This is a genomic window from Bacillus sp. RAR_M1_44 (assembly GCF_020165935.1).
GTDB classification, from domain to species: Bacteria; Bacillota; Bacilli; order Bacillales; family Bacillaceae; genus Bacillus; species Bacillus altitudinis.
The window spans coordinates 273,849-291,657 of record NZ_JAIUKX010000002.1 but is presented as its reverse complement, the minus strand read 5'-3'; the positions used below and the strand labels follow the sequence as shown (position 1 = coordinate 291,657).

General features: G+C 39.7%; 21 protein-coding genes. 15 read left to right on the top strand and 6 right to left on the bottom strand.

Annotated features, from left to right (window positions below; genetic code table 11):
* The first annotated feature begins 215 nt into the window (after positions 1 to 215).
* Positions 216 to 1,010 carry a phosphotransferase gene (locus LCD34_RS14980; RefSeq protein WP_017366889.1) on the top strand — a complete coding sequence of 265 codons (795 nt, stop codon included), beginning with the start codon at positions 216 to 218 and terminating at the stop codon, positions 1,008 to 1,010.
* A 119-nt stretch (positions 1,011 to 1,129) separates the two neighbouring features.
* Positions 1,130 to 1,834 (top strand): hypothetical protein, encoded by a 705-nt coding sequence (locus LCD34_RS14975; RefSeq protein ID WP_073415878.1) that lies wholly within the window; start codon positions 1,130 to 1,132, stop codon positions 1,832 to 1,834.
* Between the two features lie 42 nt (positions 1,835 to 1,876).
* On the opposite strand, the gene LCD34_RS14970 is transcribed toward LCD34_RS14975, so the two are convergent.
* The 5 genes from LCD34_RS14970 to LCD34_RS14950 form a co-directional block, all read right to left on the bottom strand.
* Positions 1,877 to 2,422, bottom strand: a complete 546-nt coding sequence (locus LCD34_RS14970) for a histidine phosphatase family protein (RefSeq protein WP_073415880.1) — start codon at positions 2,420 to 2,422, stop codon at positions 1,877 to 1,879.
* Positions 2,423 to 2,493: 71 nt separating this feature from the next.
* Entirely contained in the window at positions 2,494 to 2,685 is a 192-nt protein-coding gene (locus LCD34_RS14965; protein ID WP_017360392.1) for a hypothetical protein, read from the bottom strand.
* A 117-nt stretch (positions 2,686 to 2,802) separates the two neighbouring features.
* Positions 2,803 to 3,096 carry a hypothetical protein gene (locus LCD34_RS14960; RefSeq protein ID WP_024719925.1) on the bottom strand — a complete coding sequence of 98 codons (294 nt, stop codon included), beginning with the start codon at positions 3,094 to 3,096 and terminating at the stop codon, positions 2,803 to 2,805.
* Between the two features lie 64 nt (positions 3,097 to 3,160).
* Complete coding sequence (locus LCD34_RS14955) at positions 3,161 to 3,850, bottom strand: DUF1963 domain-containing protein (RefSeq protein WP_007497003.1); 690 nt, start codon at positions 3,848 to 3,850, stop codon at positions 3,161 to 3,163.
* A gap of 18 nt (positions 3,851 to 3,868) precedes the next feature.
* Positions 3,869 to 4,672 (bottom strand): DUF2262 domain-containing protein, encoded by an 804-nt coding sequence (locus LCD34_RS14950; RefSeq protein ID WP_224559678.1) that lies wholly within the window; start codon positions 4,670 to 4,672, stop codon positions 3,869 to 3,871.
* Between the two features lie 534 nt (positions 4,673 to 5,206).
* On the opposite strand from LCD34_RS14950, the gene LCD34_RS14945 reads away from it, so the two are divergent.
* On the top strand, positions 5,207 to 7,150 hold the full coding sequence (locus LCD34_RS14945; protein WP_116306626.1) for an LTA synthase family protein: 1,944 nt from the start codon (positions 5,207 to 5,209) through the stop codon (positions 7,148 to 7,150).
* A 156-nt stretch (positions 7,151 to 7,306) separates the two neighbouring features.
* On the top strand, positions 7,307 to 7,873 hold the full coding sequence (gene lepB, locus LCD34_RS14940; RefSeq protein WP_019743962.1) for a signal peptidase I: 567 nt from the start codon (positions 7,307 to 7,309) through the stop codon (positions 7,871 to 7,873).
* Positions 7,874 to 7,915: 42 nt separating this feature from the next.
* On the opposite strand, the gene LCD34_RS14935 is transcribed toward lepB, so the two are convergent.
* Positions 7,916 to 9,208, bottom strand: coding sequence for a homocysteine synthase (locus LCD34_RS14935; protein WP_008349114.1), 1,293 nt, complete (start codon positions 9,206 to 9,208; stop codon positions 7,916 to 7,918).
* 265 nt (positions 9,209 to 9,473) lie between these two features.
* Here LCD34_RS14935 and LCD34_RS14930 point away from each other — a divergent pair, with 265 nt between their 5' ends.
* The 11 genes from LCD34_RS14930 to LCD34_RS14885 all read left to right on the top strand — a co-directional run bounded on the left by LCD34_RS14930 (position 9,474) and on the right by LCD34_RS14885 (position 17,781).
* Positions 9,474 to 9,629, top strand: a complete 156-nt coding sequence (locus LCD34_RS14930) for an FbpB family small basic protein (RefSeq protein WP_019743964.1) — start codon at positions 9,474 to 9,476, stop codon at positions 9,627 to 9,629.
* Positions 9,630 to 9,792: 163 nt separating this feature from the next.
* Positions 9,793 to 10,560, top strand: coding sequence for an ABC transporter ATP-binding protein (locus LCD34_RS14925; protein WP_224559676.1), 768 nt, complete (start codon positions 9,793 to 9,795; stop codon positions 10,558 to 10,560).
* A 14-nt stretch (positions 10,561 to 10,574) separates the two neighbouring features.
* Positions 10,575 to 11,564, top strand: a complete 990-nt coding sequence (locus LCD34_RS14920) for an aliphatic sulfonate ABC transporter substrate-binding protein (protein ID WP_058213952.1) — start codon at positions 10,575 to 10,577, stop codon at positions 11,562 to 11,564.
* A gap of 44 nt (positions 11,565 to 11,608) precedes the next feature.
* Positions 11,609 to 12,397 (top strand): ABC transporter permease, encoded by a 789-nt coding sequence (locus tag LCD34_RS14915; RefSeq protein ID WP_224559741.1) that lies wholly within the window; start codon positions 11,609 to 11,611, stop codon positions 12,395 to 12,397.
* 14 nt (positions 12,398 to 12,411) lie between these two features.
* The gene (gene ssuD / locus LCD34_RS14910) at positions 12,412 to 13,554 is read left to right on the top strand and encodes an FMNH2-dependent alkanesulfonate monooxygenase (RefSeq protein ID WP_073415890.1); all 1,143 of its coding nucleotides are present in this window, start codon (positions 12,412 to 12,414) and stop codon (positions 13,552 to 13,554) included.
* A gap of 302 nt (positions 13,555 to 13,856) precedes the next feature.
* Entirely contained in the window at positions 13,857 to 13,979 is a 123-nt protein-coding gene (locus LCD34_RS19595) for a hypothetical protein (RefSeq protein WP_017366898.1), read from the top strand.
* 116 nt (positions 13,980 to 14,095) lie between these two features.
* Positions 14,096 to 14,308: a hypothetical protein gene (locus LCD34_RS14905; protein WP_003211695.1), complete on the top strand. Its 213-nt coding sequence runs from the start codon at positions 14,096 to 14,098 to the stop codon at positions 14,306 to 14,308.
* Between the two features lie 115 nt (positions 14,309 to 14,423).
* On the top strand, positions 14,424 to 15,170 hold the full coding sequence (locus tag LCD34_RS14900) for an ABC transporter ATP-binding protein (protein ID WP_008349096.1): 747 nt from the start codon (positions 14,424 to 14,426) through the stop codon (positions 15,168 to 15,170).
* A complete protein-coding gene (locus tag LCD34_RS14895; RefSeq protein ID WP_224559674.1) occupies positions 15,148 to 16,614 on the top strand; it encodes a hypothetical protein in 1,467 nt (488 codons plus the stop codon). The genes LCD34_RS14900 and LCD34_RS14895 overlap by 23 nt, the downstream gene beginning before the upstream one ends.
* On the top strand, positions 16,598 to 17,503 hold the full coding sequence (locus LCD34_RS14890; RefSeq protein WP_035392602.1) for a PqqD family protein: 906 nt from the start codon (positions 16,598 to 16,600) through the stop codon (positions 17,501 to 17,503). Before LCD34_RS14895 ends, LCD34_RS14890 begins: the two co-directional genes overlap by 17 nt.
* Positions 17,500 to 17,781 carry a hypothetical protein gene (locus tag LCD34_RS14885; RefSeq protein WP_035392600.1) on the top strand — a complete coding sequence of 94 codons (282 nt, stop codon included), beginning with the start codon at positions 17,500 to 17,502 and terminating at the stop codon, positions 17,779 to 17,781. Before LCD34_RS14890 ends, LCD34_RS14885 begins: the two co-directional genes overlap by 4 nt.
* Positions 17,782 to 17,809: the final 28 nt, after the last annotated feature.

Sequence of the window (17,809 nt, the reverse complement as noted above, 5' to 3'; positions counted from 1 at the left end):
TTAGAAAATAATGAGCATGTACTTCTTTTAGCAGAATAATCTTTAGATGATTTGCAACATTTGATAAGATACATTTAACCATGTAAGGAAACAAAATGGGGCAGCACATTCACATAAAACAGTGTACTACCTTTGTGTAACTAAATGAATATTCGTGGGTACATACACATCTTTAGTTGACATCATCATTGTGACCCAGTTTGAGGGGAGAATTTATGAAAAAACAAAATGATCATGAGGAGTTATTGACAGGTGGAAATGTCTCGAACGTATATCGTTCGGGAGATACGGTTCGCAGAGAGGTAAAGTCAGACAATATGAATATACAAAAGCTGCTAAAGCATTTAGAAAAAAAGAATTTCTCCTATGCTCCAACATTTTTAGGGGTTGATGAAAAAGGTAGAGAGATCTTGTCCTTCATTGAAGGTGTGGCCGGTCATGATCCCTTAAAAGAATACATGTGCTCTCACAATGCTTTAAAAGAAATAGCGAAAATGCTTAGACTGTACCATGATGCTGTTTGTGATTTTCCCATTTCAGACGATTGGGAACGAATGGACAATACGCCTAATAACATAGAGGTTGTGTGCCATAATGATTTTGCGATGTACAACATCATTTTCAACAATAAAAAGCCAGTGGGAATCATTGATTTTGATGTAGCTGCTCCTGGCCCAAGGCTTTGGGATATTGCATATACCCTTTATACATGTGTGCCCCTCAGTAGACTTTTTCGTACTGAAACAGGGGAGGTCGTAAATTATCATTCATTAGAACATGCAGGCCATATAAAGTATAGAGTCAAACTGTTTTTTGAAGCTTATGGTGAGGACATAGCAGAAGATTATGTGGATATGGTGCTGCTGCGTTTAGAAGGTTTATGTCAATACATGAAGCGAAAAGCGAGTGAAGGGGATAGAGCTTTTCAAAAAATGATTCATGAGGGGCACTTTGAACATTATCAAAAAGACATACAATTCATTCATGAGCACAGAAAAGAATGGGTTTGAGGATGCCAAGGGTTTTATAAAAGAAAAAGGACAACTCATCTTTTTACTAGTTTCATGTGGATGTTACAATTGGTTATAATAGTTCAATAGAATGAATGTAAAGAGGCGGAGTTGTTATCTTGCAAACGAAGACGATATTACAGACTATTATTGAAGATGAGCGATCACATGATTATCCGCTTTTTAGACAGTACTGTGTCAGGAAAGAACAGGGTCTGCGTAAAGATGCGTTAAAGGTTCTTCAGTCTTTTGTTGAAGAGATGAATAAGAACGAATTTACAGCACGGCGTTCATTTGTTGCTTGGCTGTTTGATTACATTGAACGTTTTGAGGATGGTCATCATTTGCTTGTGTATCCATTGGTAAATGGGGTGATCCACCCTGTTCTTCAAGAGTGGGAAAATATTGATCCAATGGATGCCAGACCGTATCGATGGCAAGGCTTGTTTGTGCATCAGGGGGAAGGGCTGCCCTATTTATTGAAGGCACTAGAGCTGGGAGGCAGCAAAGAGCAGCGAGTGATTGTTCAAATTTGCGAAACATATTTCTCGGCTTTGTGGTATTCGTTTCATCATATACATGAAGATCTTTATTTAAGCACCTATGAGAAAGATCATGAGCGAATTCAAGGGATTCAAGATGTCATGAAACTGATCGAAGATAAAAAGGTTCAAACCAATGTTGAAAAACTAGCAGTCTACTATAACCAGCTTTTATCGGACTGGAAGGAATTTCAGCAGACGGAGACAAATGGCTTTGTAAAATGGTGTGCGGATCGTAAGAAGCCCTATGAGTGGGTACAGACATTTTACTATCACCAATAGTTGTTTTTCATAAGAAAAAGGCAGGGATCAACCCTGCCTTTTTTATTTATGCCATATTCGCTCTATTTCTACATGGTCTGCTTTAAAATATTTCAGGATGTAGACATCTGGATTGCTTAGTTGTTCCCACTCTTTGAATCCAATTGCGGGATCGGCGTGTTTTAGAAGCAGGCTCATAATATTGCCATGAGTGGCGAATAAAGTATGATCTCTTCCTAATTTTATTTGTTCATAGAGTACCTCTACAATACGATTCATCGCTTCTTGGCTCGATTCTCCGCCTTCACAGGTCATATGCAAGTCCGAAAAACTGAGCTTTAGTTTTTCATACCAATCTTCCATTGGTTGACTGCTTAACCTACGTTCAGAGAGACGCTTATCAATTTGTACCTTGATCTGTTTGGCATGAGCAAGGGGCTCAGCGGTTTGGATCGCTCGTTTATAAGGACTTGAGATGATCTGATTGAGCTGAATGCCGGAAAAAAACTGTGCGAGTTCATGCGATTGTGTGATGCCTTGAGGCGTTAAAGACGCATCCTCGGATTGTCCATCTGCTTGACAGTGTCTGACGAAATAATATGTCTTCATAGGGGGGACACCTTCCTCTAAGTATAAAAAAATCATCCAATATTGGATGAGGGTTCACGAAAGTTTAGGTTCTATTTGTTCGTGTCTGCTTCTTTGTATGGATCTATGAGTTTGGAGGTTAGGTCTAAGTTGAACAAAAAATCATCTATGGTGTCTGTGCCAAAGGGAAGGGTGGAAAAATTAATTGGGATGCTGTCTTCTTGCGTTTCTGAAGTAATCGGCTGTTTGTGCTGCTTTTTTCTCCAGTTCTTAAACAAGCGCATGTGAGGCCCCCTTTTCTATAAAAAGATGGATTTATACATAATATACGGGGAGAGTTGTCCGAGCGTCAATTGTTTTCTTCAAAAGGATTTATTACATTTGTACGGAAAGAGCCACAGCTAAGTGCGGATCTTTCCGTGTTTTGACATGGCACGGTGTATGGCTTGTTGTACCTTTCGTTCGCATCTGATGTTGTATGGCTTCTTATGGAGTTTACTCGTCTTAAATTGACCAATTACACGGCGGACTCCTTGATCATAAATGATCAGCTCTCTGCTCGTTTGATCACTTAATAACGCTTGAAACCAGCTGTATTTTTTTAGCTGTGCTGCATTCCGTGATATATCATCTTCATCTACCTGTAAAAAAGGGATATACAGAGCAAGATTGAAGATGTCTAAAATGAATCCCATATCACTGGCCCCCTTCATATCGTTTATTACGTTTAGAAAGGGGAATGGTTCCTTTCAATTGGTTTTAAAAACAATCCCAGTGCATGAACCATTCTTTATTGTCTTTGTCGTAATAGAAATACATCGTGCCGTTATCACCAATCATGAAACGGGGTTTTTCCTCTGAGGCGATTTGCAGCATGAATTCTCCTGACATCTGGTGGGGAGGAGATTGGATGTAAGCTCCGTATCCACCGATTTTTGTGAACGAGTAGTTTGAGTAATGCTCGAAGAAATGATCTGTCGCTTCTTCACTTTCATTGACCTCTGATAAGTCAACGTATGACCAAGCTTCCTCCCAGCATGGATAATCCGGTTGCTCCCCTTCGAGCCACTCTATCTGAAAAGGTTTCATTCCTTTCACGTCTTCAGGGGTCTCAGCGATTTCTAATCCTTCCATTGATGAATATTCAATGAGTTTCCAGCCCTCACCGTTTTTGGCGATATCGATCGGAAGGGTTTTCTTGTTGATGAAAATTTGAATCATCTTACATTCATCAAAGCCGTTCATTCCCCCTGGTACTTCGGGTAAATACATTTGTAAAATGGGAATCATAGCTCCATCTTGATCTGCCGGCCACCCTTTATCACGTTGGATGAAAAAATGACCAGCAAACCAGCTGTACTTAGAAGGATCAGGGCGAAACCCGCCTATTTTGGCTACAATAGGTGTTTTTCCTAGTTGATTTAATTCGTCAAAAGCTTTGATCTTCATTTATCCATCCCCCATTCTTTAGCCAGCAATGTGTGCATCTTGAAACGTTCCATTCATATTGCCAGAGACAATGATGACATGTCCCCAAAATAAATCTCCGTCATGATAGTAGGCTTCGAATTCTCCATTTGGATAAGCATGGAGGCTTTCAAGTGAGATGCGGCTGATAAATTGATCCGGTGTGATCTCTTTTGAATTTTCAGCGGAGTCGTCTTGTTCCTGCCAATCTTTTGCTAGTTCAATCAGCTGATTTGCTGCATATGACTTCATGGAGGCATCCCATGTCATCTGCTCTTCTACGAGTTGTCTAGCCGTTTTCAGAGAGTCATTCATTTCTTCCTCTTCTTCAAGATTGAAGTAAAGAAGGCACTCCTCATTGCCCCACTGGATGGTTGTTTCAAATAAGTCTAGTCCTTTCACTAATTCAAAGGTACCCAGCTTGTCATCGTGGTAAAAGATAGGTTGTTGAGCTTCTTCTAATATTTCTTGAAGTTCCTTATCTTCAGTATCTGTATCAACAAGTGAAACGAGCATAAATTCACCTTCACCTTTACGTACTTGAAGTGTGACGATAGATTCTTTATGTAATTGTGCTTGTTTTTCTCGTAATCCCTTTTCATCTGTTAACCAGCACAGTCTCACTTTTTTGGTTATGATGCGGTCTTTTTCCTTCCATGCAATGAGTGGGATTGAAGCAGTCCAAAGAGTTTCTTTTCCTGCTTTTCCTGCGCCGACTCCAGAAGGTCCTGTAACAGCCATGATGTCTATCACTTCTTCTGAGAATCTTTGTTCAAATATGTTGATTTGTTTGTTTGATTTCATAGGATGTCCCCCAGCTTGATTTATTTGATGGAGCTATACCTTTATCACACCGTACATTGGCAGAGGAAATCAAGCTTTTTTTGTTTAAAACTGTTTTTTAGGTTTGTGGCAACAGAGAGGATACATGGATTGCTGGAGGTTGAGTCACAATAAAAAAGCAAATCGGTTCGGATTTTGTATAAATTTGGCTAAGTGAGTCGAAAAGCCTAGGTGATTCTTCCTTTTCTTTATAATTACTTTGACACGATTAGATGAAAAAAGTAAAGTAGTACTGAGTGATTTACAAAACCTTCATCATTCTCTGAAACATGAAGTGGCAGTAAATTTAATGTAAATGGATATTTTTCCTTTTATTTACTCGTATTTTTTTTGAAACTTATGATGCTTCTTATTCGTTATATTAAAGGAGCACATGTAACCTGCGGAGAAAAGAGCATCGGAATGCTTGGTGCAGAAGATTTACATTTGCAAAATCAATGTAAATTTTTTATGATTTCATTTATATCAGATCGAAAATAAGAAAGAAGAGGTTTTATGAAAAAAATATTTGCGAACAAATATAGCTTTTTTGTTTTGGCTGTCCTTTTATTTTGGGCAAAATCGTACACAGCCTACAAAATGGACTTTAATTTAGGAGTGAAGGGATCTTTTCAAGAGGGTCTTCTCTTATTAAATCCATTCAGTTCAGCCATCGTGTTTTTAGGACTTGCTCTCTTTTTGAAGGGGCGTAAATCGGCCATTGCTTTAATTGTCATTGATTTTATTATGACCGCACTTTTATATGCGAATGTAGCGTACTATCGTTTCTTTGATGATTTTTTAACATTCCCGACAATGAAACAAGCCGGTAATCTTGGGGGAGGTATGACTGGCGGTGTATTAGCAAGTATTAAGCCGCATGACCTTTTGTACTTCTTAGATATCATCATTTTAATTGCCATTGTCATTTGGAGACCAGAAGTGAAGAAGTTCCAAATGAAAAAAACTTTCGCACTGCTGATTGTGGCTGCAGGTGTTGGACTGTTCTTCGTTAACCTACACTTAGCTGAAAAAGATCGTCCAGAATTATTGACGAGAACATTTGATCATAAGTATATTGTGAAATATTTAGGTGTTTATAACTATGCGATTTATGACGGCGTGCAAACCGCACAAAATGCAACGCAGGTAGCAAATGCGAGCAGTGATGATTTAACGGATGTCGTGAACTATACGACTTCTCACTATGCGAAACCAAATGCAGAATACTTTGGTCAAGCTAAAGGGAAAAACATCATCAAAATCCATTTAGAAAGCTTCCAGTCATTTTTAATTGACTACAAGTTAAATGGAGAAGAAGTGACGCCGTTTTTAAACAAACTAGCTCATGGAAAAGAAGATTTTACGTATTTTGATAACTTCTTCCACCAGACTGGTCAAGGGAAGACTTCTGATGCTGAGCTGATGATGGATAATAGTATGTTTGGCTTACCAGAGGGTGCAGCGTTTGTGACAAAAGGCGAAAATACTTTCCAATCACTTCCTGCCATCTTAGATCAAAAAGCAGGCTATACGAGTGCAGTGCTTCACGGGGATTATAAATCTTTCTGGAACCGTGACACGATTTATAAACATATGGGAATTGATCAATTCTTCGATGCATCTTATTACAACATGGATGAAGAAAACCTTGTAAACATGGGTCTGAAGGATAAACCATTCTTTAAAGAATCAATCCCAATGTTAGAATCAATGAAAAAGCCATTTTATGCACACTTAATGACATTGACCAACCATTATCCATTTAATTTAGATGAGAAAGATGCGACAATCGCTAAGGCAACAACTGGCGATAAAACAGTGGATAATTATTTCCAAACAGCGAGATACTTGGATGAGTCATTAGAACAATTCTTTAAGGACTTGAAAAAATCGGGTCTGTATAAAGACTCAGTGATTCTATTATATGGTGACCATAATGGAATTTCTGAGAACCATAACCGTGCAATGAGTGAGATTCAAGGGAAAGAAATTACGCCATATCAAAATGCACAAAATCAGCGTGTACCGCTCATGATTCGTATCCCTGGGAAACAAGGCGGCGTGAATCATACGTATGGCGGTGAAGTAGACGTGATGCCAACGCTTCTTCACTTACAAGGTATTGATTCAAATGAGTACGTGAATTTTGGAACAGATTTATTCTCTAAGAAGCATGATCAAACTGTTGCATTCCGTAACGGAAACTATGTGACACCAAAATATACCCTTGTAGATAATACGGTCTACGATACAAAAACGGGTAAAGTGGTGAAACAAAACAAAAAGACAGAAGCGATTAAAGCCCGTGTTGATAATCAGTTAAGCCTTTCAGATAAAGTGCTGTACAGGGATCTTCTTCGATTCCATAAGCTATCTGATTTTAAACCAGTGAATCCATCTGATTATTTCTATGGTAAAACAAACAAAGAGACAGAAGCGGATTCTTCTGCTAACTAACTGAGTTTTGGGCAAGCACAGAAAGGTGCTTGCCTTTTTCTCTCTTACAGCTTGATTTGTTGGCAAAATATGTTTATATTTAGGGGGAAACAAGCGTGGCGTCAGCGATCAGCTGGCGATAACTCATTTTGTCCTAGGGGATTTCAGGAGGAGCTTATGACAACAAATACAAAAACACAAAAAAAGAAATCAGAATTATGGGGCTGGATTAAAGCCATCTTAATCGCATTTATTGCTGTTTTTATCATTCGTAACTTTTTATTCGCACCGTATATTGTAAAGGGGACTTCTATGGAACCGACACTGCATGATACAGAGCGGGTATTTGTGAATAAAACAGTCGATTACTTCGGCGATTATAAACGCGGACAAATCATTGTTCTTGATGGGGAAGAGCGCAGTACTCACTATGTGAAACGATTGATTGGTTTACCTGGTGATAAAATCGAAATGAAAAATGATCAGCTATATGTAAACGGTCAAAAAGTGGCAGAGCCTTATTTAGCATCAAACAAAAAGAAAGCTGCCGCAGATGGCACCTTGCTGACACCTGATTTTGGTCCTCTTACAGTCCCTAAAGGAAAGTACTTTGTCATGGGTGACAACCGCCAAAACTCAATGGACAGCCGCAACGGTTTAGGTCTTTTTACAAAGAGTGACATTCAAGGGACAACATCATTCGTGTTTTATCCCTTCCAAGATATTCGATTAATCAATCACTAATCAATAAGAAAAAGCACACAGGTGTGTGCTTTTTTTGTTTGGTTAAGACTGGCTTTTTGAAATCGCCTGTTCTAGATCTGCCAGAATATCTTCAATCGCTTCTGTTCCAACAGATAAACGAATAAGTTCTGGTGTCACCCCTGTGGCTTTTTGCTCTGCTTCACTTAATTGCTGATGCGTTGTGCTGGCAGGGTGGATGATGAGTGACTTAGAGTCGCCTACGTTTGCAAGATGTGAGAAAAGCTGAACCGAATCAATGAGTTTTTTTCCTGCGTCTTTGCCACCTTTAATGCCGAATGTGAGGATGGCGCCTTGTCCTTTTGGTAAATAAGTTTGAGCCAGTTCGAAGGATTCATGACCTTCAAGACCTGGATAGCTGACCCATTCTACAAGAGGATGATCTTGTAAAAATTGTGCTGTCTTCAATGCATTTTCACTGTGGCGTTCAAGGCGAAGATGCAATGTTTCTAAGCCTTGCAAGAGTAAAAATGAGTTGAATGGTGATAAAGCCGCCCCTAGATCACGTAAGAGCTGTACACGTGCCTTTGTGATATAAGCTGCTTCGCCAATCGCTTCTGTATACGTCAGACCATGATAGCTAGGGTCTGGTTCCGTCAGGCCTTTGAACTTATCACTATCACTCCAAGGAAACTTGCCGCTGTCGACGATGACTCCGCCAATGGATGTGCCATGGCCGCCGATGAATTTCGTCGCTGAATGGACAACAATGTCTGCGCCAAATTCAATCGGTCTTAACAAATAAGGGCTTGCAAGTGTGTTATCCACAATTAGAGGAATGTGGTGCTTGTGTGCAATGGCTGATACGGCTTCAATATGTAAAATGTCGCCTTTTGGATTTCCGATGCTCTCTGCATACACTGCTTTTGTTTTATCTGTAATGGCTGCTTCAAGTTCTTCAAGGTTTGAGGAATCCACAAACTTTACTGTTATTCCAAGCTTTTTCAAGGTATGAGCAAATAAATTATATGTGCCGCCATACAGACTGCTGGAGGATACGATTTCGTCACCAGCTCCTGCAATGTTTAAAATGGAGTAAGTGGTCGCTGCTTGTCCTGAGGAGACAGCAAGTGCACCAATTCCACCTTCAAGCTCAGCGATCCGTTTTTCAAACACATCATTTGTCGGGTTCATAATACGTGAATAAATATTACCGGGTTCCTGAAGTCCGAATAAATTCGCCGCATGCTCACTATCTCTAAAACCGAAAGAGCTTGTTTGGTAAATAGGTACAGCTCTTGAATAGGTGGCTGAATCCAGTTCTTGACCTGCGTGTATTGCTTTTGTTTCTAAACGAAATTGAAGTTCTTCTGACATGTGTGTATCCTCCTTTTGTTAGATAAAACCAACTACTTTAATAAGAAATATTTAATAAGACTATAAATCTTGTTTACTGCCCGGTCAATCATTTTTTAGATAAATCTGAAAAAACAATAAATATAGTTGACATGTCGGAATAGTATGTATTAACATAAGCATACTGAAAATACCAACAAGAATCGCTGATCGGTCAACCGAAGGCTCGTTCACTCAAGCATGAGTGAAGGGCCTTTTTTTATTTTAATCAGGAGGGAAGTTGAAGATGGAGAAAAAGAAAAAACGAAAAAAATACAGAAAACATTTGGATATCACATTAGACATTTTGATTGAGCGAAACAAATATGAGATTTACAGCAATCAAGAACGAATAGAAGCCATTTACGATCGTATTGATGAAAAGCATACAAGGTCGAAATAACTATTTTATAAAATATAGTTGATTTATAGGAATAATATGATTTAGGATGGTGCTAACAACTCAATATGAATAGCTGATCGGACAACACGAAGGCTCTTATCTCTATTTTTGGGATAAGGGCCTTTCTGTGTATCTATCTGATGACAAGAGGAGTGAACTTGCATTGACTATTTCCGTTGATATTGTGGATAAGTCTTTTTGGAAAGACAAACAAACCATTCAAGTGCTTGAAAACGTAAGGTTCACCATCGTTCCTGGTGAATTCGTGACGGTGATTGGTCCGAGCGGTTGCGGGAAAAGTACATTGCTGAAGATGATTGGAGGCCTTGATACAGATTATGATGGGGAGATCGTGATAGGAGAAAGGCGTGTGGTAGAACCAGGAATGAAACAGGGCTTTATCTTTCAAGAGCATCGCTTGTTTCCATGGCTGACGGTCGAAGAAAATATCGCTGCCAATTTCAATTTAAAACAGGCGGCTGTTCGCCGCAAAGTGGATGAATTAATTGAAATTGTTCGGTTAAAAGGTTTTGAACACGCCTATCCACATGAGCTTTCAGGCGGGATGTCACAACGTGTTGCTATTGCAAGAGCACTCCTGCGTGATCCGGAGATTTTATTGCTTGATGAACCTTTTGGTGCGCTAGATGCATTTACACGGAAACACTTACAGGATGTGCTGCTGGATATTTGGCAGGAGAAAAGAACAACGATGGTGCTTGTCACTCATGATATTGACGAATCCATTTATTTAGCCAATGAAATTGTGCTGTTACAAGCAAGACCCGGCCGAATTCATAAAATCCTTCCCGTGAACTTACCATTCCCGAGGAATAGAACGTCAACAGCTTTTCAGAGCTTAAGACAAAAGGTGCTTTCAGAATTTGAGAAAACAGATGAGCTGTTACTGACGAATGGCTCAGGAATTTAAGGAGGTCAAATCGAATGAAAAGGCAAAAAAGGATCGTTCTCTTTCTGGGTATCCTCCTTGTATTAGCTGGGTGTGGTCAAGCAGCGAATGGATCAGAAGACAAGCCGAAAGAGGTTCGGATTGGGATTCAGCAAAGTCTAAGCCCACTTCTTTTAGCAAAGGAAAAAGGGTGGTTTGAGCAATCATTTGAAAAAGAAGGTATGAAAGTCAAGTGGGTGGAGTTCCAAAGTGGTCCTCCCCAATTCGAAGGGCTCGCCGCCAATCAATTAGATTTTTCACAGGTTGGTAATTCACCTGTTATAGCTGGTCAGGCAGCAGGTATTGATTTTAAGGAAATTGGTTTATCTCAGGATGGGTTAAAGGCGAATGGGATTTTAGTGAATAAGAACAGTGAGATTCAAAAAGTAGAAGATTTAAAAGGGAAAAAAATCGCCGTTGCCAAAGGAAGCAGTGGTTTTGACTTTTTATACAAAGTATTAGATCAGGCAGGTTTATCTGCAAAGGATGTCCAGATCATTCAGCTTCAGCCGGATGAGGCAATATCTGCGTTTGAAAATGGGTCAGTTGATGCTTGGTCGATCTGGGAGCCGTTCTTATCACTTGAAACGATAGAAAAGGGAGCAAAGCTACTGGTTAATGGAGAAGCGACCGATTTATATTCACCTGGATTCACACTTGTCAGAACCAAGTTTGCCGATGAACACCCTGAACTAGTGGTGCAATTTTTAAAAGTATATGACAAAGCGGTGAAATGGCAGAAAGATCATCAACAGGAAGCCATTACACTTTATGCTCGTTTGAAACAATTAGATCAGAAGGTGGTGACACAAGTATTAAACAATACAGAGCCGCTCAATGAGCCCATTTCTAAGAAAATCATAAACGCCCAGCAGCATACAGCTGATTTTCAATATCAAACAAAGGCGATTCAGCGGAAGATTGATGTCAATCAGGTGGTAGATAATTCGTTTATTGAAAAAATGCTGAAAGAGGAGAAGAGTTGATGAAAGCTGCATCTAACCCAGCCCTTGTGACTAAAACCGAGCGAATGAAGAAAAAAAGGAGAAAAGCTTCATCCTTCATCATGTTAAAAGGACTTGTATTACCTGCTTTACTCATTGCGATTTGGCAGGGAGCTGCTGCTTCCCAAATCGTTTCTTCTACTGTACTACCTGCACCCACTGTCATTGCGGAATCTTTTCGTGAGTTGATTCGTTCCGGTGAGCTGTTTGGCCATCTTTACATCAGTCTCTACAGAGCAATATGCGGGTTTTTACTTGGGGGAGGTTTAGGACTTGTGATGGGTCTGTGTGTCGGTTTTTCTAGGAAAACCGAGCAGTATGTAGATCCGACCTTGCAAATGCTGAGAACAGTTCCTCATTTAGCGGTGACTCCTTTATTTATTCTTTGGTTTGGTTTTGATGAATCAGCGAAAATTTTATTGATTGCACTTGGGGCTTTTTTTCCGATCTATATCAATACCTTTCTAGGAATTCGCAGTGTAGATAACAAGCTGTTCGATGTGGCTCGCGCTTTAGAGTTTAATCTGTATCAAAATATCACAAAGCTCATTTTACCTGCTGCCCTTCCTCATATTCTTCTGGGCGTGAGGCTTTCATTAGGCATTGCCTGGCTTGGTTTAGTGGTGGCTGAATTGATGGGGTCGAGTAGTGGAGTCGGCTACATGATTATGGATGCAAGACAATTCTCGCAAACGGATAAAGTGTTTGTAGGGATTATCATCTTTGCGGTAGTTGGTAAGATGACTGATTCATTTGTACGGCTGTTAGAAAAGCGACTACTCAAATGGCGCACAAGTTATCAAGGTGAAAAATAATAGGAGGCGATATGATGAATATTCTATGGTTTATTCCAACGCATGGGGATGGGCGTTATTTAGGATCATCGAAAGGGGCAAGACAGGCAGACTATCCGTATTTTAAACAAATTGCTCAAGCTGCCGATCAGCTTGGGTACACAGGGGTCTTGCTGCCTACAGGTAGATCTTGTGAAGATCCATGGCTGACAGCGGCCGCTTTAGCTGCAGAAACAACCCATTTAAAGTTTCTTGTGGCTCTTCGGCCAGGGTTGATGCAGCCGTCTGTTGCTGCTAGAATGACCTCCACATTTGATCGGCTTTCAGGCGGGAGACTGCTGATCAATGTTGTAGCGGGAGGAAGTAAAGAAGAACTTGAAGGAGACGGGCTATTCATTTCTCATGATGAACGCTATGAGGCAACAGAAGAATTTTTGACCATCTGGAAGCGGTTATTGAAAGGAGAGAATGTTCAGTTTCAAGGGAAGCATCTGCAAGCACAAAATGGACGTCTGCTATTTCCACCAGCTCAAACACCACATCCACCCGTTTTTTTTGGAGGATCATCAGAAGCAGGCATTCAAGCCGCTGCAAAACATACAGATGTTTATTTAACTTGGGGCGAGCCGCCTGCACAAGTAAAAGAGAAAATCGTACAAGTGAAAAAGCAGGCTGAAAAGGAAGGAAGAACGGTGAGGTTTGGTATTCGACTTCATGTGATCGTGAGAGAAACGGAAGATGAAGCTTGGCAGGCAGCGGAACATCTGATTCGTCATTTAGATCAAGAGACTATTGATGAGGCGCAAAAGACTTTACAAGGGATGGACTCAGTAGGGCAAAAACGAATGGTTGAATTACATCAAGGGAATAAAGAGAAGCTTGAAATTAGCCCTAATCTTTGGGCAGGCATTGGCTTAGTTAGAGGTGGGGCAGGGACAGCGCTCGTCGGGGACCCGCATACAGTAGCAGAACGTATAATAGAATATCAATCTCTAGGTATTGATACATTTATCTTTTCTGGTTATCCGCACTTAGAAGAATCTTATTATTTAGCAGAACTTGTTTTCCCGCTTCTCCCATTTAAAAGAAATGGTGATGCAGGACCACACGTTCCTGCTGGTGAAATTATTGGGAACAATTACTTTCCTGATACAGCCTCTGCTGCAAGTTCCTCATAAATGAAAGCAAAGCAGTCATACTTGTCGGACTGCTTTGCTTTTTTTATAGAAAGAGAAGCAAGTAAAATGATATGTGCTGTGGAAGAAGGCAAGGGCTTTTTTCCCAACAGGTTTTCTTGTATATACATATTTTAAGAGACAAGAGAAGAAGGAAAATATGCTCACTCTTTTGTCGGAATTATCAGTTAATATGTCGTATTTGATGTGTTAACGACATATAATTAGGACTTTTATATCTGATATATCGGGGGAATTCTTTCTATCTCAAAAAAATGAAAGATTAAATAGAAGAGATGATGAAAATGAACTATTTGAAAAAAGGCAGAAAAAAGATGGATTTATTGCCAATATATGGGTTTGATGGTTCTTATGTTGTAGTTAAAAATAGTAAAAAAGGGAGAATTTATACAGTTGAACATGAATAATTGAATAAAAAGTCACATTTTACACGAAAATATGTTCGGTCAAAAATGGGATCTTCTGTTGATGTTTGGAGTGTGACGCCTATGATACGATCATCATAAGCTGGGAGGTGAAAAGTATGACTTATGCAGCGCCGCAAGTTGACTATTCCACTATGGAACCTGCTATTATGGACCAAGCTTGGTTCTTAGTATTTGTTGCTGTCCTTCTTGGATTGGGAGCAACAGTTGTTCTAGGAGCAGCAGTTTGGTGTTTAGCAAACGGCAAGGGTAGCTTTACAGGAGCCGTTCAGTGGGAAAGTGGCTTAAAAGTCCAAATTGAATGTAAGTAGCTATACTTAGGATTCATCTTTTTACTTCTTAGATAAGACACCAGGGCTAAACCGTCTGTGGCGGGCGGTTTAGCCTGATCTGTTTTTAAAGAATATGCAGACACTTGGAGGTTATATGTTTACGATCGAGAATTTAACCAAGACGTATAAAAATAACGTGACTGCTGTCAATGATTTTCATTTAAAAATTGCCCCTCATCAAATCGTTGCTGTGGCTGGACCAAATGGATCCGGTAAAACAACGATGATTAACTGTGTACTCGGCATCATTAAGCATACAGAAGGAACCATTCATATTAAGGACGTCACAAATGATGATCCATCCTTTAAAAAACAAGTCGCCTATGTTCCAGATGATCTGCTGCTCCCTGAAGCATTGACTGGTGCTGAATATTTAGATTTCGTTTCTTCTATGTATGAATGTAAAACAATTCAAAGAAGAAATCAACTAATTGAATTGTTTGATATGGAATCAGCTTTATCAAGACCGATTGAAACCTATTCCCATGGAATGAAAAAAAAGACACAGCTGATTGCTGCCTTTATGCTTGAGAGTCAATTAGTGATCATGGATGAGCCCTTTAGAGGACTTGATATTGAAGCGGTTATAAACACAAAGAAACTGATGAAACGTTATGCCGAGCACCATGGTGCAATCTTGCTTTCAACGCATGATATGCTTTCAGCGGAAGAGCTGTGCCACAAGATCGCCATTATTTCTAAAGGAAATAAAATGGATGAAGGGACGGTTTCAGCCTTAAAAGAAAAGTATCAATCAAGCACATTGGAACAGGTGTTTCTGAAAGCTTCAATGTTAAGTGATAGGGGTGCACATTTTGATGAAATCATTAATCATTTCTAAAATGATGCTTAAAATGTGGCAGCAGGAGATGTATAAGCTCTTTGATACTCAAACGAAGCGAATCATTGTGGTCTTATTCTTTTTGTTTGCAGTCACAATGGGAGCCATCATCGGATACAGTTTTACGGGTGTCTTTATGAAGGCTTTCTTAAATGGAGATGAACGTTCACTTGGGTTGTTGGTTGTGTCGATGGCAATCAATGCATCCATTTTTACAAGCTTGTTATTTGTGCTGATCAAAGTCAGAACACCTGAACAAGATCGTTTTTCTATGCAGCTCAGCTGGTTTCCGCTGTCTACCTTTCAAAAAAGTCTTGGTTACTTCATTCCGATGGTGACAGTCGTGACAGGGCTTGTTTTATTTTTCATCGGGATCTTGCTTTTACCTAATTTTATTGCACAAGGGATCGGTATTTTCTTTATTCTTACGTTCTTTTTGATGGTGCTGTTGCAATCGCTCTTTGTCTTAACACTGCTTCAGCTCATTTACAACGTGACTTATTTACTCGTACTAAAATTAAAATTACCGTTGCAAAAATTTGCAGCGATATTTGTTTTATTAGCGCTAGTTGTAGCCTATGGAATGACACATTTCGACATTAATCAAATACAGCAATCATATGTACAGTTTGATTATCATTTGATGTATTTTACAGCACCGTTTTTCTTAGCTGCACAAGGGATGTCTCCTGACGGGGTGAATTATGCGATTTTGATCCTCTTCATCCTATTATCTGCGGGAGGCGCATTTATTTCTCTTGCTTTAATGCCAATTATGGCTGAGAAAAAAGCTTTAACCTTTCTGCACAAACTGCCATTTTCAACTTCGAAAAAGTGGTCACTCATTGTAAAGGAAATAAAGTCACAAGTGAGAAATGAAGAAAATATTTTAAACTTTCTCATCCTCCTTATTGTCATTTTATTTGTCCGTTATCAGTTTGCCTTCCGCTTTGAAGGAGAAGCTTTTTTTGTCTTATGTGCGCTAGCTGGGTTAACAGCTTTTAATTCATTTGGCAATGACAAACGTATGCTTGGGATGTATAAAACGTTTGGTCTAAGGCCGTGGGAAGTGGCTCTTTATAAGTTCCTCGGACTTTTGCTCGTTGGTGTGATCCAAATTGTTTTATTTATGATCACAACACTGACGCTCCCCGATCAGATCTGGATCGTGTTGATTGGCGCTGCTGTCTTGTGTAATGCAACGGCTCTCTTTTATGTGGTGGGTATTTTATTGCCCCTTGATCGAAATAATCCATACACAGGCATTTTCTCGTTTGGAGCGCTTATTTTAATCATGATTCCGATTGTATTTATTGGAAACTATGTGCTAGGGGAATCGAGTCAAATGCTTCAGTGGCTGCTTGTGGCAGGATTTGAATGTCTGCTCATCTTTGCCATATATAAAGGTTTTTCATGGAGGTATTCACATGATTCAACTTCTTAACAATAAGCTAAAGATTGAGCGGGTGCCGGCACTTGCGCCATATGTGACTTTACAAAAAAGGCATTTGACTGATACGCAGTACGGAAGCTCACTTCCAATTAACGAAAGTGCATATCATATGTTAACGAAAGTGGATGGTCAAAGGACAGAGGCGAGTATTACGGCAGAACTCGCCGATTTGTTTCAAGTCGATGAGTCTGTGATTGCCCGCGATTTTTATCAATTGATGATGGGGCTGAATCAGCATCACTTGCTGTCGATTCATTATCAATCGCCATATCGGACTGTCACAGCCTTCTGTCAATTTTTTAAGCAGTATCAAGTAAAAATGAAAGAGCGGTTTGACTGCACGGGTCATTCATTTCTTCACATATTGGGTACGGCTCTGCTGATGGTGACGCGCAAAATCATCTTTTTCTGGGTGCTCTTTATGATCATGGCGGGAATCGCCTTTTTATTTATTCCTGATTCATCGATTGCGGCCATTGCGATTTATTTTACGATTATTTATTTCGGATTAATTACTGGAACTGCCTTGCATGAGGCGGCACATGGGTATGCACATCGGAAGTTCGCCGGCCGGGATGGTCCTCAAGGCTTTTTTGCAAGCGATATGATGTCTGTGAAATTTGTGAGGCCTGTTTTAGACCCGTTTCAGAAAAAACAGGTGTGGATTACACTGCTTGGTCCGCTTTTGCCGGGGCTCATTGGCGCAGTCGGAATCATTGTGACTGTTTTATTTCTAAAAGAAAATCCAATTTCGACAGGGTTTTTCATTTTTTCAATCACGTATTTTATTCAATTGCTCTACCTTCTTCCGTTTATGGGGGATGGTAAGTCTATTATGAAGCAGTTATTGCTTGGTGGAATGGGAGGACAACGATCATGAACGTTCAGGCAATGAAACAAGGTGCAATTGTTGGTAGTTTCCTAGGTTTCTTAGGTTTTCCGATGCTGACTATTGGTGTTCTGTTCTATCACTTATTTCAATCAAAAACAAATAATGAATTATTATTTAACAGTCTTGCTTTTGAGATGGAAGGTTCGTCTGCATTTACGTTCCAAATCAAACCAAACTTTTTTATTTATATGGTTGTCATTTTTGCTGTCAGTTTTTTCATTGTGGCATTCCTATCAGCCATGAAACAGAAAAAAGCGAAAGATTAGGAGAATTCTCCTAATCTTTTTTTGTATA

Bases quoted from the DNA above. Each gene is read 5' to 3' on its own strand.
- LCD34_RS14980 (WP_017366889.1), top strand. From the start codon at position 216: ATGAAAAAACAAAATGATCATGAGGAGTTATTGACAGGTGGAAATGTC.
- LCD34_RS14970 (WP_073415880.1), bottom strand. From the start codon at position 2,422: ATGAAGACATATTATTTCGTCAGACACTGTCAAGCAGATGGACAATCC.
- LCD34_RS14965 (WP_017360392.1), bottom strand. From the start codon at position 2,685: ATGCGCTTGTTTAAGAACTGGAGAAAAAAGCAGCACAAACAGCCGATT.
- LCD34_RS14960 (WP_024719925.1), bottom strand. From the start codon at position 3,096: ATGGGATTCATTTTAGACATCTTCAATCTTGCTCTGTATATCCCTTTT.
- LCD34_RS14955 (WP_007497003.1), bottom strand. From the start codon at position 3,850: ATGAAGATCAAAGCTTTTGACGAATTAAATCAACTAGGAAAAACACCT.
- LCD34_RS14950 (WP_224559678.1), bottom strand. From the start codon at position 4,672: ATGAAATCAAACAAACAAATCAACATATTTGAACAAAGATTCTCAGAA.
- LCD34_RS14945 (WP_116306626.1), top strand. From the start codon at position 5,207: ATGAAAAAAATATTTGCGAACAAATATAGCTTTTTTGTTTTGGCTGTC.
- lepB (WP_019743962.1), top strand. From the start codon at position 7,307: ATGACAACAAATACAAAAACACAAAAAAAGAAATCAGAATTATGGGGC.
- LCD34_RS14935 (WP_008349114.1), bottom strand. From the start codon at position 9,208: ATGTCAGAAGAACTTCAATTTCGTTTAGAAACAAAAGCAATACACGCA.
- LCD34_RS14930 (WP_019743964.1), top strand. From the start codon at position 9,474: ATGGAGAAAAAGAAAAAACGAAAAAAATACAGAAAACATTTGGATATC.
- LCD34_RS14920 (WP_058213952.1), top strand. From the start codon at position 10,575: ATGAAAAGGCAAAAAAGGATCGTTCTCTTTCTGGGTATCCTCCTTGTA.
- LCD34_RS14915 (WP_224559741.1), top strand. From the start codon at position 11,609: ATGAAGAAAAAAAGGAGAAAAGCTTCATCCTTCATCATGTTAAAAGGA.
- ssuD (WP_073415890.1), top strand. From the start codon at position 12,412: ATGAATATTCTATGGTTTATTCCAACGCATGGGGATGGGCGTTATTTA.
- LCD34_RS19595 (WP_017366898.1), top strand. From the start codon at position 13,857: ATGAACTATTTGAAAAAAGGCAGAAAAAAGATGGATTTATTGCCAATA.
- LCD34_RS14905 (WP_003211695.1), top strand. From the start codon at position 14,096: ATGACTTATGCAGCGCCGCAAGTTGACTATTCCACTATGGAACCTGCT.
- LCD34_RS14900 (WP_008349096.1), top strand. From the start codon at position 14,424: ATGTTTACGATCGAGAATTTAACCAAGACGTATAAAAATAACGTGACT.
- LCD34_RS14895 (WP_224559674.1), top strand. From the start codon at position 15,148: ATGAAATCATTAATCATTTCTAAAATGATGCTTAAAATGTGGCAGCAG.
- LCD34_RS14890 (WP_035392602.1), top strand. From the start codon at position 16,598: ATGATTCAACTTCTTAACAATAAGCTAAAGATTGAGCGGGTGCCGGCA.
- LCD34_RS14885 (WP_035392600.1), top strand. From the start codon at position 17,500: ATGAACGTTCAGGCAATGAAACAAGGTGCAATTGTTGGTAGTTTCCTA.